We start from the raw sequence: 14,570 nt of genomic DNA on the forward strand, positions 1-14,570 counted from the left end.
CATCAACGCCTCGATAGCCGGCGTTGACCCTGTGCGCTCAATCAAGTTACTTTAAAAGTATCGTGATAATCGAGCCCCCAGGAAACGCCCATGATCGATCTATTGAACCTGCCCCTTGCCGGCGCGCTGTGGACCTGCATCGTGCTGGCCATGGCCGCATCGGCCCTCTCCATGACGGTGACCCAGACCGAGCTGTTCGCCCCGTTGCGGGCGCTGGCGTGGAAGGTCCACCCGCAGGTCGGCCACCTGTTCCAGTGCTTCTACTGCTTCAGCCACTGGGTGGTGATCGCCGGCACCCTGGTCTACCGTCCGGTGGTGATCGCCAGCGGTTGGGCCGTGGTCGACTGGCTGGTGGCGACCTTCTTCACCGTCGCCCTGACCGCGCTCTGCTGCGGGTTGCTGTTCAAGGTATTCCTCACCGCCATGGCCAAGGCCGTCAGCGAGCGGGAACTGAAGAAACTGTTCGCCGGCGAATGACCAGAAAGGAATCTGCATGAACCCCTCCGAATTGATGGCGCCGTTCCACGACCCCGAAGCCGCCGCGCGTTACGCGGAAAACCCACCGCGCTTCGTCCCCGGCCTGTCCGACCTGCATCGCATGGCGGGCATCCTGCTCGCGGAAAGCGCGCCGGCGGACGGTCATCTCCTGGTGCTTGGCGCCGGTGGCGGCATGGAACTGAAAGCCTTCGCCGATGCCCAGCCGCACTGGCGCTTCACCGGCGTCGATCCGTCCGCCGAGATGCTCGCGGTCGCGGCGCAGATGCTGGGTCAACAGGCCCAGCGCGTCGACTTTCGCCAGGGCTATATCGACGATGCGCCGCCAGGTCCCTTTGACGGCGCGGCCTGCCTGCTGACGCTGCACTTCCTTGCCGAGCCCGAACGCCTGCGCGTGCTGCGTGAGATCCATGAGCGGCTCAAGCCGGGGGCGGCGTTCGTGATGGCCCATGCCAGCGTGCCGCAAGGAACCGGCGAGCGGGCGCGCTGGCTGTCGCGTTATGCGGCCTTCGCCATCCGCGCCGGAATGGAGCCGGCCAGTGCCCAGCAGGCAAGGGCAGCGGTGGACGCACACCTGAACATCCTCACCCCCGAACAGGACGAAGCACTCCTCTGGGAGGCCGGTTTCAACCGCATCGAAGCCTTCTATGTCGGCTTTGCCTTCCGCGGCTGGGTCGCGCTCGCCTGAGGCGAAGCTCTGCTAGGCTGGCGTCCCGTTTTGCGCTGGACGCCAATCGATGCAGATTCCGCCATCCCACGTCATCCACCAGACCGAGCACTGGCTGCTCAATCATCACCTGGGGTCGGCCTTGCCCGGCTACCTGATGCTGGGCTCGACGCAGCCGGTGGACTCCCTGGCCGATCTGCCAGAAGAAGCGCTGGCGGAAATGGGCGTGCTGATGGCCAGGGTCCAGCGCACCCTGGAGCAATGCCTGCAACCGAAGTGGCTGTACATCGGCCGCTTCGGCCATTCGCCTGGCTTCCCCATTCACTTCCACTTCATCCCCGTCTACGACTGGGTCGAGGAACTGTTCTGGGCAGACGAGCGTTACCGCTCGCTGGAGCAGTTCGCACACCTCGAGGCTGCGAGCAGCCAGACCGATGGCGCCGAACTGACCCTGTTCGTCTGGCGCGAGTTCGGCGAGGCGCCGGTGCCGCCGCCAGTGCAGGGCCTGGCGATTGCGCAGGTGATTGAATTGCTGCGCGGCCGTTTCGCCTGAATCAGCGCAGGTAGGCGCGCGGCGTGGTGCCCGTCATGCCGCGAAAGAAGGCAATGAAGGCGCTATCGCTGGCGAAGCCCAATTCCTGCGCCACATCGCTGAGGCGCTCGCCGACACTGAGTTGCTCCACCGCGCGCATCAGGCGCCATTGCTGACGCCACTGCTGGTAGGACATGCCGGTGTCGCGGCGGATCAGCCGGGCGATGGTACGTTCGCTGGCGCCGACGCGGCTGGCCAGTTCATTCAACGGCGGCGGTAGCTGCGGCTCGTGCAGGATCGCGTCAGGCGACGGTCGGCGGGCAGTGGCAGGCGCATGGGCTCGCGCGGCGCCGCCACCAACTCCTCGATGCACAGGTTGGCCAGGTGATAGGCGCGGCCTTGGCTCCAGTCGGTGTCATAGTCCGCCAGCGAAATCTGCTCCAGCAACTCGCGCAGCAGCGGCGCCACCGAGACGATCTGCGGCGTGGCTGGCAGGCGTTCGCACAGCGACGCGGCGAGGTAGACGGAGCGGTACTCCACCGCCTGGCTCATGCGCGCGCGGTGAGGAATTCCGGGAGGAATCCACGCGGCGCGGGTCGGTGGAAGCAGGTAGAGCAGGGCGGGCTGGTCCAGCTCGATGCGCGTACAGCCTGAGCGGGTCAGCAGCACCTGCCCCACGCGGTGGCAGTGCACTCCGGAATCGTGCTCTTCCAGCTCCGAGAATATGCCGACGATATCGGTGTCGAATCCTTCCGGATCGAAGGGGCTGTCAGGGGCGAGCCAGGGCACGATGATTGTCCGGTTTCAACTATCTGGAGGCAGGGTGTAGACAATAAGCCAGCGAATGACACGCCACAATCGCTGTTTCAATGCCCGTTGACCGACTCCAGCAGCCAGTCATGGAACAGCTGCGCCGCCGGTGACAGCTGGCGGTGGCGCAGGGAAACCAGATACTCGCCGCGCTCGGTCACCATGGCGAGGTCGGTCACGCGCTGCATCTCGCCGATGGCCACCGCCTCGTCGGCCATGAAGCCCCAGGCCAGGCCGATCCCCATGCCCTGCTGCACGGCGCGGTAGGCGAGGGTGAGCTGGTTGAACACCGGCAGACTCTCGGACGCCTGGTAGTCCCTGCCGAAGTGGGCGAACCAGTCGTGCCAGTCCAGGCAACTCCAGGCCGAGGTGTCGAGCTGCACCAGCGGTGCCGCCGCCAGATCTTCCAGGGTGCGGATGGCGGAAACGTCCAGGTCCGGGCGCGCCACCGGATAGACCACTTCCGGCAGCACGAATTGGCTGTCCAGCGTCGTCCAGTCGCCGGCTCCGTAAAGGATGCCCAGGTCGAAATCCACCAGGCTGGCTTCGTCCATCTCGTTGATCGCGTGCACATGCACGGCGATGCCAGGGTGCGCCTTGTTGAACTCGATCAGTTTGGGGAACAGCCAGAACTGTGCCATCGCATGGGTCGCGAGCACCGACACGGCGTTGCTCTGGTGCACGTTGCGGATGCGCCGGACGCTGTGCTGCAAGCGCTCGAGCAGCATGTCCACGGTGCCCAGCAACTCGGCGCCGGCGGCGGTAAGGGTGACCCCGCGCGGTCTGCGCTCGAACAGCGGCACCTTGAGGCTCTCTTCCAGCGCGCGCATCTGCTTGCTCACCGCGCTCTGGGTGAGGAACAGCTCCGTAGCGGCCTGGGTGAAGCTGCCGCAGCGACCGACAGCCTCGAAGGTGATGAGGGTTTCCAGCGGCGGCAAGGTGCGCAGGTAGCGGCTGATGACGTTTCTCCGGCGAATTCAGCGAGCCATTCCCGACTGGAATGGCTCGGTGCAGATTTATCCTTGGTCAGAAACTATCACAGCCGCTACCGTGGCGGCTGTTTACGGGCATTCTTGAAGTATCGAGGTCGTTGGAAATGAAGCGCGGGGTGGTCTATGCAGGCATGGCGGGAGCAATCTGGGGCGGCGTGATTCTCGCGCCGTCGCTGGTGCCGGAATTCAACCCGCTGCTGATCAGCTCCGTGCGTTTCGCCCTGTATGGCGCCATTTCGTTGCTGATCGCGCTGCCGGTGGCACTCGGCCTGCTGCGTCGGATCTCCCGTCAGGACCTGTCGATGCTGGTGCGCCTGTCGCTGGCCGGCAACCTGCTGTACTTCGCGCTGCTCTCGGCGGCGGTGCAGTTCGCCGGGGTCGCGGCGGCGTCGCTGATCAACGGCATCATGCCGTTGGCGATCGCCTATCAGAGCCGGTCGGAACACGACTCGCTGCCCCTGTCGCGGATGAAGATGCCGCTGGCGTTGGTGGCGATGGGCATCCTCTGCATCAACCTTGATCCGACGGCGCTCAGCAGCGCCGGTGGCACGCCGGCGGAGCGCATACTCGGCATCGTCTGCGGTTTCTGCGCGGTGGCCTGCTGGTCCTGGTACGCGGCCGCCAATGCGCGCTACCTCAAGGCCAGTCATTTCGACAGCCATGAGTGGTCGACGCTGCTGGGCGTGGTCACTGGCGCCATGGCCCTCGTATTGGCCGGCGTCGGCGTGCTGGTCGCTCCGCAGGCGGTGCCGACGGAGGTGTCCAGCGAGCGCTGGATGACGTTCCTCTGGGTGTCGCTGTTCCTCGCGGTGTTCGGTTCCTGGGTCGCCAACGGCCTGTGGAACGCCGCTACCCGCCGGCTGCCGATGAGCCTGGGCGGCCAACTGATCGTCTTCGAAACCCTGTTCGCCTGTGCCTACGCGTACCTGCACCAACAGCGTCTGCCGGGCCCGGTGGAGGCACTGGCAATCGTCCTGCTGACCATCGGTGTGCTCTGGGCGATCGGCTTGCACCGCGCGCCCGCCGAGGCCCCGGTGCGCGCCGTCGAGTCCTGATTCAGTTTTTCGGGCTGCCCTGCAGGCGCGAACTCCAGTCTTCCACCGCGCCGTTTTCCAGGCGCCGCGAGAGCGTGCGGCGCCAGTTCGGCGGCAGCGGCAGCTCCAAGCATTCGCGCAGGGTGTCGGTATCGATGCGCTTGTCGAACAGTACGGCGGACAGACGTTGCAGCGACCAGTCGGCATGGCGCCGCTCCACCAATTCGAGCGTCGCGCCGGCGGCCACCGTACCTTCCTCAAGTACCCGGTAGTACCAGCCGGTACGTCCGGATTCCTGCACCCGCAGCGCCATGTGCGTTACCTCGAAGCGATCATTGAGCTTCCAGCACGGCATGCGCCCTTGCGATACCTCCAGCAGCGCAGTGCCGGCGCGGATACGGTCGCCGAGGCAAACGTCCGCCTCGGTCCAGCCGGTGCTGCTGAAGTTCTCGCCGAACGCGCCCGGCCGGCTCAGCAACGGGTGTTCGCCCAGCTCCGCGGTCCAGTTCGCGTAGTGCTCGCGCGGATAGTGGTGGATGGCTTTCTCCACGCCGCCGTGTACGCGCAGATCACCTTGTTCGTCGCTCTCCAGGCCCAGCGCAGTCACCTTCAGCGTTGTCTGGCGTGGTTCCTTGGCGATGGCGCTGAGCGAACCCGGACGGGTGAAGGGGACGGCGCGGCCGGTGAGGAGCGCATCGAGGGAAACGGCGGAAAGGCTCATGACGGGGCTCTCGAAAGTGGTATCGACCAAAAACTACCTGGACAAAATCCGCCAAGTCAGTAGGCTCTGTCAAGGTGTCGATTCGATACCAGATACCCGGTCATTCCTTATTCGAGTGTTCCCATGCAGAAGTACCGCCTGATCATCCAGCACCATGGCCAGTTGCTCGGCTATTTCGATTCCGACGTGCCGCGTGCGCGGGAAGCTGTCCAGTCCATCGCCAGTTGCCTCGGGGAGCTGGGTTATGACCTGGAGCTGATGGTGGCCGACAGCGAACGGCGCCTGCTGGAAAGCTCGCCGTCCGGCATCAAGGTGCTGGCCAGCGAGCCGTTGTATCGCCCGGTGGAGCTGGAGAGCTTGTAGGGTCTTGCCGGTGGGTGCGGGCGTGGCGCTCCCTGCGCCCGCCGTCTTCGCGGGTGGCGCAGCGAGCCTACTCCTGCAACGTCATCACCACCTTGCCGAACTGCTGGTTCGACTCCAGGTAGCGGTAGGCCTCGACTACATCGTCGAAGGCGAAGGTGCGGGCTATCACCGGGCGCAGCGTGCCGTCGGCGAGGCCGTCGCGAATGAAGGCGCTGGCTGCCTGCAAGCGGGCCGGATCTTCCAGTAATTCGTAGACGCGATAGCCGCGCAGCGTCAGCGAGCGGCTCAGCACTTCGAATAGCGGGAAGGGCGTTGGCTCGGGGCTCAGGCCGCCGTACTCGATGAGAATCCCGCCCTCAGCCATGGCCGCGCTCAGGGGCTCGAAGATCGGACCGCCGACCGGATCGAACACCACGCGCGCGCCGGCGTTGCCGGTGATTTCGAGCAGCCGGGAGCGCAGGTCTTCCTCGTCGCTGGCGATCACCGCCGCGGCACCCGCCTGTGCCAGGGCATCGCGCTTGGCCGAGGTGCGGGTGACGGCGATCGGCACCGCGCCCACTCGCCGGGCGATCTGGATGGCCGCCAGGCCGACGCTGCTCGAAGCGGCGGTGATGACGACGAAATCTCCGGCTCGCATACCGGCTACCTGAACCAGCGCACCATAGGCGGTGAGGTACTGCATCCAGGTGGCGGCGGCCTCGGTCCAGGCCTGCCCCGGTGGGTTCTTCACCAGGCGAGACTGCGGGACCACCAGGCGTTCGGCGTGGGTCGGCTGCTCATGCATCGAGGTCGGTGGCAGGACGCTCACGGCGTCCCCCGGAGAAAACCCGCGCACTTCGCTGCCCACGGCCTCCACCAGCCCGGTTGCCTCCAGGCCGAGGCCGGAGGGGAGTTGCGGGCTTTCGATGTAGCGGTCGGTCCGCAGCAGTGCCTCGGCGCGGTTCAGCCCCAACGCCTTGACCCGGATACTCACCTCATTCGGGCCTGGCTGGCGAACCTCTACCGGTTCGATACGCAGGACTTCCGGTCCGCCGATCTGATGAAAGCGAACGGCCCGTGCGGTGGCTCTTTCCATGTGATGCTCCAATACGAAAGTGATTCGACGTAAAAGCACTATCGATGATCGGAATAACCCAATAAATGGCGTATACAGGCGTTGAGTCGAAAGCAGGAGTTTCGAATGGATCGTCTGACCAGCATGGCCGTGTTCGTTCGCGCGGTAGACCTGGGGTCCTTTGCGGCGGCCGCCGATGCCATGGAAATGTCCGCGCCGATGGTGGGCAAGCATGTGCGCTTTCTCGAGGAGCGACTGGGCGCCCGGTTGCTGGTGCGCAGCACGCGCCGGCAGAGCCTGACCGAGGCGGGAAGGATCTACTACGAGCGCTGCCGCGCGTTGCTGGCCGATGCCGAGGCGGCGGACATCCTCGCCGCCGGAGAAGTGGCCGAGCCGCGTGGCCGGCTGCGGGTGGCCTTGCCGGTGCATTTCGGCCGTCGCTGCGTGGCGCCGGTGCTGCTGGAGTTGGCCCAGCGTTACCCGCAACTGGAGCTGGATCTTCGGTTCAGTGACCGCCTGACGGACCTCGCGGAAGAACAGATCGACCTGGCCATTCGCACCGGCGAGCCGGAGCCCAGGGCCGGGGTCGTTGCCCGCCGCATCGGCCGGCAACGCATGGTGGTCTGCGCCGCGCCCGCGTACCTGGCGCAACACGGGCGGCCGACGGGCATCGAGGGGCTGGCCGCACACCAGGTGCTGGTCTACCACCGTTCCGGGCGGATAAACCCCTGGCTGTTCCCGCGTGAAGGGCAGGCGCCGGAGGAGTTCTCGCCAAACTCCCGGCTGCGTTTCGATGACCTGGCCGCCATTGCCGATGCCGCGGTTCGCGGCATGGGGCTGGCGTGGTTGCCGTACTGGCTGGTAGGCGAAGCCATCCTGGGCGGTGAGCTGGAAGACGTGCTGCCAGAGCAGCCGGGCTTCCTGTACGGCGTGCACGCGACCTGGCTGCAGACCGCTCAGTTGCCGCGCAAGGTGCGGCTGGCGATCGATGCATTGATCGAGGTGATCCCCGGCCTGGTGATGCCGGGGCTGGCGGAGTAGGGCGGCCCTGGTCGCAGGCCACCAGGCGATCAGTGTGCCGGGGTCAGTTGCAGCACGCGGTTGCGGCCGCCCTCGGCCAGCAGGTAACCGCCCTTGCCGTCGGGCACGATGGATTGCGGTGCCTTGAGGAACGAGAGGATGGTGCGGGGCTCGCCCTTGCCGTCCCACAGCAGCAGGCGGGCACGGTGCGTGGAGTCCTCGCTGATCCAGATGCCGCGCGCGTCGCACATCAGGAAGGTGGGCTGGTTCAGGCCGGCCAGCACCACCGGGTCCTTGCCATCCTCGGTGAACTGGCGGATCGCGCCGTCTTTCTTGGCGCTGTAGAGCAGGCGTCCATCAGTGCAGCGGGTGATGGCCTCGCTCTCGTTCAGATGCTCGCGGAGGACTTCCAGGTGGCCGTCACTCCAGCGATAGCGCAGCAGGCGGCCGTCGTCGCGGCGATCCTCGATGGCGTAGAGGAAATCGCCATCGTCCCAGAGGCCCTGCACGGCGTTGCCCATGAACAGGTCGGTGACCTTGCCGTCGCGCAACAACTGCACCGGCCTGTCCGGGGATTCCTGGCTGAATACCCAGCCATCTTGGGCGGCGATCATCCCGTCGGGCTTGGACAGCTTGTCGATCATGGCGCGGCGCTTGCCGTCCCGGTCGATGTGCAGGATGTTGCCCTGGTCGTCCTTCAGCTCCTGGCTGACCAGCAGCCCACCGTCCGGCAGCGGCACCAGCGATGCGGCTTTCTGCACATCGTCGTGGATCACCTGGTAGCTCCAGCCGCTGGCTGCCTGCACGGGATAGAAGTCCTGCCAGGCGAAAAAGCCGACGGCGGCGACGACGAGCAGGCCTGTGGCGGCCAGGGCAAGGCGAATCGGTGAGCGGCGCGAGGGAGCGTGGGGCATGGAGGTGGCGGCCAACTGGAAGTGGGTAGGGCGGCGGGCGTCATCCTGACGGGAGCGGGGTGTGCGTTCCTGTCGTCCTGGCATCCGGCGCGCGGCCGGGCATAGTACCCAGACTGTTCGCGTATGGACCAGCGCTGCGGTCCGGGGACAAGGAAAGCGGAAATTGCCGATGGGGGAAGCGGACCCCGGTGGGCCGGTGATGGAGCGAATGTTCCGTGAAACGGCAGACATCCGTCATGGAATTTGCGGCTTTCAGCTTTGTTCGTGGCCCATGCGGGAGAAATGGGAAGATTCGCTGATGGCAATTAGCCTACAATCGACGCGTCCTTTGCTGAGGACATTCAGACGGCTGTTGCGGACAGGAGGTCCGCAACAGCCGTTTCTTCATTCGCAGCGTCATTCGACCAGGCGAATCACCGACTCCGCTTTTTTGTACGCCAGCTCTGCCTTGCGCAGGCGCGGAGGCCTCGTACGCAACAGTCTGTCGAGTTGCTCGGCGGGTACCGGCCTGCCGAACAGATAGCCCTGCGCCGCATCGCAGCCAAGGCTCTGCAACTGGCGGTGCTGCACGGCATTCTCGACCCCTTCGGCCACCACATGCAGACCCAGCTCGCGACCCAGTGCCAGGCTGTTGCGCAGGACGATCAGGCGACGCGGATTGCCGCCGCCCAGGTCGGCCAGGAAGCTGCGGTCCAGTTTCAGTTCGGTGAAGGGCAGTTCGACCAGGCGTTGCAGGGTGGAGTGACCGCAGCCGAAATCGTCGATGGCCAGTCCGCAACCCAGCAGGCGCAAGCGCAGGACATTCTCCAGGCTGAGTGATGGCGCGTGGAGAGGGGAAGATTCCGTGAGCTCGAAAGTGACATTGCGGGGGTCGAGCTCAAGCCGGTTCAATTCACGTTCGAGCGTGGCGGAGAAACCGGGCTGGGCGATCTGCTCGGCCTCCAGGTTGAAGGACAGCTCCAGGTCAGCGCGCCCACGGCTGCGCAGCGCGTCGGCAGCCTGGCGCATCAGTGCGAACAGCAACGTGTCGAGCAGGCCATTACGGCGCAGTTGCGGCAGGAAAACGTCCGGTGACAGCTCCTGGCCGTCCTCGCACTGCCAGCGCGCGAGAACCTCGAAGCCATAGGGCTGCGCCGTGGCGACGTCGACCTTCGGCTGGAAATAGGCGCGGGGACTGCCTTTCCCCAGGAAAGCAAAACCGTCGTCGCCGTCGCTGCGGCCCTGCTCCGGCTGCAGGGGCTGGGGATGGCTCTCCTGCTCCTGCGGGACGAAGTCGGCCAGCAGGATTCGCAAGCGCTCCAGCGTGGCGGGCTCGTTGCCCAGCCAGAATGCCTTAATGCCCTGCAATTGCAGAAGATGAGCGAGGGCGGTCCAGGTGCCCGGCGCCATCTCGCCGCTGATCACGATGCCCTGGGCAAGTCCCTCGCGGGCGACAGTCTGGAGAAACTCCAGGCGCGCCAGCGGATTGATGCGCACATCGCAGATCAACAGGTGCACGCCCACTGCGTTGCGAAGGCGATCCAGGGCGAAGGCAGTGCTCGTCACCTCGGACAACTGGCCGTAGCCGAGATGATGGAGAGCGATGACCGCGGTCGAGCGGTGCAGGCCGGATGCCTGGAGGACCAGCGCGGAAAGGGCGGGCATGAAGAGCTCCGATGGATCAGATCGCAGCATTGTGTTGATAGGCTTCCCACTGCTGAGTCGTTCAATTCCAATATTGGCGTAGGAGAACTCCTATCCAACAGAATCGCCGGCCCTGGAAGATGTCCTTCGATCGCCGTGCAGCCCGCGCCAGGGCTGGTCCAGGACGGGTGTGAGCAGCGGTCGGTGCGCTCTGCAATGGCACTTTCGGTCGACCCTGCGGGTCCTATCTGTTAGGGTCTTTCGACTCCTTCCTTCGTCCGCCGCGGCTATCCAGCGCCGCGCGGTACGCCTTCAGAAACGGAGAATGGCTCATGTCACGTCCTACCCAGCGAGGACCTGTCGACACAGCCATGGTCCCGCACAGCGAGGCCTCAGCCACTGCGTTGCTGACCCTATGGCTCAGCCGCCCTCAGCAGACCGCAGTGTTCCTGGATGTCGACGGAACTCTTCTGGACATCGCCGAATCGCCCGGCGCGGTGCACGTGCCGCAAGGGTTGCTCCATGCGCTGACGCAGCTGCAGCGCAGACTCGACGGTGCCCTGGCCCTGATCAGCGGCCGCCCGGTCGAAGAACTCGACCGGCTCTTTCAACCCCTGCGCCTCGCCGCCAGCGGCGGGCACGGCGCGCATTGGCGCGAGACCGGCGCCAGCCCGCTGCGGCGCACCACCAGAGACCTGGCTGCCTGCCTGCGCGTGCAGTTGAACGCCCTGGCGAATCGGCATGTCGGAATCCATACGGAAGACAAGGGCACCAGCTTTGCCCTGCATTACCGCGCCGCCCCCGCGCTGGCCGACGATCTGCGCGCGCAATTGCAGGCATTGCTGCGTGGGCCAGGGGGCATGGGTCTGCGCTTGCTCCATGGCAAGCAGGTTTACGAAGTTGTCGCCGAGGGCGTCGACAAGGCCCGGGCGATCCAGCGCCTGCTGGAAACCCCGGGCTTCGCCGGGCGCCTGCCGCTGTTCATCGGCGATGACGTCACCGACGAACCCGCGCTGGCGTTGATGCCCTCCCTTGGCGGACTGGGCCTTTCAGTGGAGCGCGCCTTGCCCGGCGCGAGCGCGGTGTTCAGCGATGCGGCGCAGGTCCGCGAAGCCTTGATCAAAGCAGCAGGAGGAACAGACCGATGACGAACCGGCACGAAGGTGCTCTGGAACTGGGCCTGATCGGCAACTGCCGGGTGGCCGCACTGGTCAACCCGCAGGCGCGCCTGGTCTGGTGGTGTTACCCGAATTTCGACAGCGATCCGGCGTTCTCCCGGCTGCTGGCCGGTGACGACGAGAAAGGTTTTGCCGACGTGCTGCTGGAAAACCAGGTCAGCAGCACCTCCGACTACCAGCGCAACACGGCAATCATCACCACCGTCCTGCGCGACGAAAATGGCGGGGCGGTACGCATCACCGACTTCGCTCCGCGCTTCCTGCAATACGGCCACATCTACCGCCCGGCGCAACTGTGCCGGCTGATCGAACCCATCGAGGGCGTGCCGAAGATCGCCCTGCGCGTGCGTCCGACCCACGGCTACGGCAAGCCCAGCCGGGGCATTGCCGGCGCCAGCCACATCCGCTACCTGGAAGGTGACGAGCCAATCCGCCTCACCACCGACGCGCCGCTGGCCTACATCCAGCACGAAACCCCGTTTGCCCTGCGCCATCCCGTGAGCCTGGTGATCGGTCTCGACGAGCCGCTGGACAACGCGCCCGGCGAGGTCGTTCGCGACTACCTCAAGCGCACCCAGAACCATTGGCACGACTGGGTACGCGGCCTGGCGATCTGCTTCGAGTGGCAACAGGTAGTGATCCGCTCGGCCATCACCCTGAAGCTGTGCAACTTCGAAGACACCGGCGCGATCATCGCCGCCGCCACCACGTCCGTGCCCGAGGCACCGGATTCCCAGCGCAACTGGGACTACCGCTATTGCTGGCTGCGCGACGCCTACTTCGTGATCCTCGCCCTCAATCGCCTGGGGGCCACGCGGACCATGGAGGGCTACATCGACTTCATTACCACCGTCGCCAGCGGCGACGCCGAGCTCAAGCCGCTCTACGGCATCATTCCCAACCAGGACACGAGCGAGCGCATCGAGCCGGACCTCGCGGGTTTCCTCAACCATGCCCCGGTCCGCGTCGGCAACCAGGCAGTGGAGCAGAACCAGCACGACGTGTTCGGCTCGGTCGCGCTGGCGGTGCTGCAGAGTTTCGTCGACGAGCGCCTGCCCAACCCCAGCAGCGCGGGCATGCTGCAACTGCTGGAAAACCTGGCCGCCAAGGCGGTGCATGCGGCCTTCGAGCCGGACGCCGGAATCTGGGAATACCGCGGTCGGCAGCGGGTCCATACCCATTCCGCCTTGCTCTGCTGGGTTGCCTGCGACCGCGTCGGCCGCATCGCCAAACGCCTGGGGCGTGGTGACGAGGCCAGTGCCTGGCGGGAAAAGGCCGATAACCTGCGCCAACGTATCCTCGCCGAAGCCTGGAGTGAGACCAAACAATGCTTCACCGGCGCTTTCGGTTACGACGATCTCGATGCCAGCGTGCTGCTCATGAACGAACTGGGCATCATCGAGGCCGATGATCCGCGCTTCATCGCCACCGTCGAGTGCATCGGTCGCGAACTCGACGTGAATGGCCATCTGCTGCGCTACGCCGCACCGGACGACTTCGGTGTGCCGGAAACCGCGTTCCTGGTGGTCAAGTTCTGGTATCTCGATGCGCTCGCTGCCATCGGCCGCACCGCCGAGGCGCGCCAGTTGTTCGAGCAACTGATCGCCGCGCGCAATCGCTACGGGCTGCTGTCCGAGGATCTGCATCCGCACACCGGCGAGCTGTGGGGCAATATCCCGCAGACCTACTCCATGGCCGGGCTGGTCAATTCCGCCATGCGACTTTCCATTGGATGGGAGGACGGCCTATGTCGCGCCTCGTGGTGATCTCCAATCGGGTCGCGATTCCCGATGAAAACGGCCCGGCGCCGGGCGGCCTTGCCGTCGCGGTGGAGGCGGCGATGCGTAACCGCGAGGGCCTGTGGTTCGGCTGGAGCGGAGAGAAGGCCGAAGAGCCGGGGCCGCCGACCACGGTGCAGCGCGGCAACCTGCATTACGTCCTCACCGACCTGCATCCGCAGGATTTCGACGAGTACTACAACGGTTTCGCCAACCGTGTGCTCTGGCCGATCCTGCACTATCGGGTGGACCTGGCGGAGTTCAACGAAGCGGAATTCGGCGGCTACCAGCGCGTTAACGAGTTCTTCGCCGAACGCCTGAGTCCGCTGCTGGAAGAGGACGACGTTCTCTGGGTGCATGACTACCACCTGATTCCCCTGGCCTCGGCACTGAGGCAGCGCGGACATGCCAACCGCATCGGCTTCTTCCTGCATATCCCGATGCCGCCGGCCGACCTGATCACCGCGCTGCCGCACCACGACGAGCTGATCCGCGCGCTGACCGAGTACAACCTGATCGGATTCCAGACCGAGAACGACGCGAGCAACTTCGCCCGCTACCTGACCCGCGTGGTCGGCGCTGCCACGCCCGACGGGCGGCGTTATCACCTGGAGAACCAGCACTTCCGCGTCGGCGTGTTTCCCGTGGGGGTGGATGCCGACGGATTCCGCCGGCTGGCCGAGGAGGCCTCGCAGAGCCAGGCTGCCGCGGACCTGCGCGAAAGTCTCGGCGGCCGGGCCCTGATGGTCGGCGTGGACCGCCTCGATTACTCCAAGGGCATCGTCAATCGGCTGGATGGCTACGAGCGCTTTCTCGAGCGCAATCCGCAGTGGCACAACCGCGTGACCTGCCTGCAGATTTCACCAGGCAGCCGGCAGGCGATCCCCGAATACGCCGATATCGACGCCGCCGTCAGTGCGCGGGTGGGGCATATCAATGGGCGATTCGGCGCGGTGTCCTGGGTGCCATTGCGCTATGTGGCGCGCAACCACCAGCGGGCGGATATCGCGATGGTCATGCGGCATGCGCGGATCGGGCTGGTCACGCCGTTGCGCGATGGAATGAACCTGGTGGCCAAGGAATTCGTCGCCGCCCAGGACCCGGACGATCCGGGCGTGCTGGTCCTGTCCCAGTTCGCCGGGGCAGCCGCCGAGCTGGGCGGGGCGCTGATCATCAATCCCCATGACCGAGATGCCTTGGCGGAGGCCATGCGGCAGGCGCTGAACATGCCACTCAAGGAGCGCCAGGCGCGCCATCGCGACATGTATGCGGTGTTGGAGGCCAATGACATCCGCTTCTGGGGGCCAAGCTTCATCGACGCACTGACGCGGCCGGGCAGGGCGCTGAACTGGCTGTCGAACCATTACCTCAGTCACTGAGGCGCAAATG

At 65.8% G+C, this 14,570-nt stretch carries 14 protein-coding genes and 1 pseudogene; 9 read left to right on the plus strand and 6 right to left on the minus strand.

Translation table 11 applies throughout. The annotated features are described in order from the left end of the window. Nucleotides 1-90 precede the first annotated feature (90 nt). The 3 genes from JVX91_RS17480 to JVX91_RS17490 are packed head-to-tail and all read left to right on the plus strand — an operon-like array spanning nucleotide 91 to nucleotide 1,715. Nucleotides 91-477, plus strand: a complete 387-nt coding sequence (locus JVX91_RS17480; RefSeq protein ID WP_205335457.1) for a DUF1360 domain-containing protein — start codon at nucleotides 91-93, stop codon at nucleotides 475-477. Between the two features lie 16 nt (nucleotides 478-493). Then, nucleotides 494-1,183, plus strand: coding sequence for a class I SAM-dependent methyltransferase (locus JVX91_RS17485; protein WP_240201612.1), 690 nt, complete (start codon nucleotides 494-496; stop codon nucleotides 1,181-1,183). A 49-nt stretch (nucleotides 1,184-1,232) separates the two neighbouring features. Next, entirely contained in the window at nucleotides 1,233-1,715 is a 483-nt protein-coding gene (locus tag JVX91_RS17490) for an HIT family protein (RefSeq protein WP_205335458.1), read from the plus strand. Between the two features lies 1 nt (nucleotide 1,716). Here the strand turns inward: JVX91_RS17490 and JVX91_RS17495 are convergent. Further along, a pseudogene (locus JVX91_RS17495) lies at nucleotides 1,717-2,483 on the minus strand (helix-turn-helix transcriptional regulator). Nucleotides 2,484-2,560: 77 nt separating this feature from the next. Further along, a complete protein-coding gene (locus JVX91_RS17500; RefSeq protein ID WP_240201613.1) occupies nucleotides 2,561-3,442 on the minus strand; it encodes a LysR substrate-binding domain-containing protein in 882 nt (293 codons plus the stop codon). A gap of 158 nt (nucleotides 3,443-3,600) precedes the next feature. On the opposite strand from JVX91_RS17500, the gene JVX91_RS17505 reads away from it, so the two are divergent. Then, a complete protein-coding gene (locus tag JVX91_RS17505; RefSeq protein WP_205335459.1) occupies nucleotides 3,601-4,551 on the plus strand; it encodes a DMT family transporter in 951 nt (316 codons plus the stop codon). 1 nt (nucleotide 4,552) lies between these two features. Here JVX91_RS17505 and JVX91_RS17510 read toward each other — a convergent pair whose 3' ends face one another. Continuing rightward, the gene (locus JVX91_RS17510; protein WP_205335460.1) at nucleotides 4,553-5,251 is read right to left on the minus strand and encodes an MOSC domain-containing protein; all 699 of its coding nucleotides are present in this window, start codon (nucleotides 5,249-5,251) and stop codon (nucleotides 4,553-4,555) included. Nucleotides 5,252-5,374: 123 nt separating this feature from the next. Between JVX91_RS17510 and JVX91_RS17515 the strand changes: the two genes are divergently transcribed. Then, entirely contained in the window at nucleotides 5,375-5,614 is a 240-nt protein-coding gene (locus JVX91_RS17515) for a cytoplasmic protein (protein WP_205335461.1), read from the plus strand. Nucleotides 5,615-5,681: 67 nt separating this feature from the next. Here JVX91_RS17515 and JVX91_RS17520 read toward each other — a convergent pair whose 3' ends face one another. Then, nucleotides 5,682-6,689 carry a zinc-dependent alcohol dehydrogenase family protein gene (locus tag JVX91_RS17520; protein WP_205335462.1) on the minus strand — a complete coding sequence of 336 codons (1,008 nt, stop codon included), beginning with the start codon at nucleotides 6,687-6,689 and terminating at the stop codon, nucleotides 5,682-5,684. 105 nt (nucleotides 6,690-6,794) lie between these two features. Here JVX91_RS17520 and JVX91_RS17525 point away from each other — a divergent pair, with 105 nt between their 5' ends. Continuing rightward, entirely contained in the window at nucleotides 6,795-7,709 is a 915-nt protein-coding gene (locus JVX91_RS17525) for a LysR family transcriptional regulator (RefSeq protein ID WP_205335463.1), read from the plus strand. Between the two features lie 29 nt (nucleotides 7,710-7,738). Here the strand turns inward: JVX91_RS17525 and JVX91_RS17530 are convergent, their stop codons facing one another. After that, complete coding sequence (locus tag JVX91_RS17530) at nucleotides 7,739-8,602, minus strand: hypothetical protein (protein WP_205335464.1); 864 nt, start codon at nucleotides 8,600-8,602, stop codon at nucleotides 7,739-7,741. Nucleotides 8,603-8,998: 396 nt separating this feature from the next. Further along, nucleotides 8,999-10,246 carry an EAL domain-containing protein gene (locus JVX91_RS17535; RefSeq protein WP_205335465.1) on the minus strand — a complete coding sequence of 416 codons (1,248 nt, stop codon included), beginning with the start codon at nucleotides 10,244-10,246 and terminating at the stop codon, nucleotides 8,999-9,001. Between the two features lie 422 nt (nucleotides 10,247-10,668). Between JVX91_RS17535 and otsB the strand changes: the two genes are divergently transcribed. Genes otsB through otsA form a run of 3 tightly spaced genes read left to right on the plus strand, consistent with a single transcriptional unit; the run spans nucleotide 10,669 to nucleotide 14,560 of the window. Continuing rightward, complete coding sequence (gene otsB, locus JVX91_RS17540; RefSeq protein ID WP_240201614.1) at nucleotides 10,669-11,373, plus strand: trehalose-phosphatase; 705 nt, start codon at nucleotides 10,669-10,671, stop codon at nucleotides 11,371-11,373. Beyond that, a complete protein-coding gene (locus tag JVX91_RS17545) occupies nucleotides 11,370-13,169 on the plus strand; it encodes a glycoside hydrolase family 15 protein (protein WP_205335467.1) in 1,800 nt (599 codons plus the stop codon). The genes otsB and JVX91_RS17545 overlap by 4 nt, the downstream gene beginning before the upstream one ends. Continuing rightward, nucleotides 13,151-14,560 carry an alpha,alpha-trehalose-phosphate synthase (UDP-forming) gene (gene otsA, locus JVX91_RS17550; protein ID WP_205335468.1) on the plus strand — a complete coding sequence of 470 codons (1,410 nt, stop codon included), beginning with the start codon at nucleotides 13,151-13,153 and terminating at the stop codon, nucleotides 14,558-14,560. Before JVX91_RS17545 ends, otsA begins: the two co-directional genes overlap by 19 nt. The last annotated feature ends 10 nt before the right edge of the window (nucleotides 14,561-14,570 follow it).

Source organism: Pseudomonas sp. PDNC002 (assembly GCF_016919445.1).
GTDB lineage: Bacteria > Pseudomonadota > Gammaproteobacteria > Pseudomonadales > Pseudomonadaceae > Pseudomonas.

What these genes read in the sequence shown, in the direction of transcription:
- JVX91_RS17535 (WP_205335465.1), bottom strand. Translation starts at nt 10,246, where the DNA reads ATGCCCGCCCTTTCCGCGCTGGTCCTCCAGGCATCCGGCCTGCACCGC.
- JVX91_RS17545 (WP_205335467.1), top strand. Translation starts at nt 11,370, where the DNA reads ATGACGAACCGGCACGAAGGTGCTCTGGAACTGGGCCTGATCGGCAAC.
- JVX91_RS17505 (WP_205335459.1), top strand. Translation starts at nt 3,601, where the DNA reads ATGAAGCGCGGGGTGGTCTATGCAGGCATGGCGGGAGCAATCTGGGGC.
- JVX91_RS17485 (WP_240201612.1), top strand. Translation starts at nt 494, where the DNA reads ATGAACCCCTCCGAATTGATGGCGCCGTTCCACGACCCCGAAGCCGCC.
- JVX91_RS17510 (WP_205335460.1), bottom strand. Translation starts at nt 5,251, where the DNA reads ATGAGCCTTTCCGCCGTTTCCCTCGATGCGCTCCTCACCGGCCGCGCC.
- otsA (WP_205335468.1), top strand. Translation starts at nt 13,151, where the DNA reads ATGTCGCGCCTCGTGGTGATCTCCAATCGGGTCGCGATTCCCGATGAA.
- JVX91_RS17480 (WP_205335457.1), top strand. Translation starts at nt 91, where the DNA reads ATGATCGATCTATTGAACCTGCCCCTTGCCGGCGCGCTGTGGACCTGC.
- JVX91_RS17490 (WP_205335458.1), top strand. Translation starts at nt 1,233, where the DNA reads ATGCAGATTCCGCCATCCCACGTCATCCACCAGACCGAGCACTGGCTG.
- JVX91_RS17525 (WP_205335463.1), top strand. Translation starts at nt 6,795, where the DNA reads ATGGATCGTCTGACCAGCATGGCCGTGTTCGTTCGCGCGGTAGACCTG.
- JVX91_RS17530 (WP_205335464.1), bottom strand. Translation starts at nt 8,602, where the DNA reads ATGCCCCACGCTCCCTCGCGCCGCTCACCGATTCGCCTTGCCCTGGCC.
- JVX91_RS17515 (WP_205335461.1), top strand. Translation starts at nt 5,375, where the DNA reads ATGCAGAAGTACCGCCTGATCATCCAGCACCATGGCCAGTTGCTCGGC.
- JVX91_RS17520 (WP_205335462.1), bottom strand. Translation starts at nt 6,689, where the DNA reads ATGGAAAGAGCCACCGCACGGGCCGTTCGCTTTCATCAGATCGGCGGA.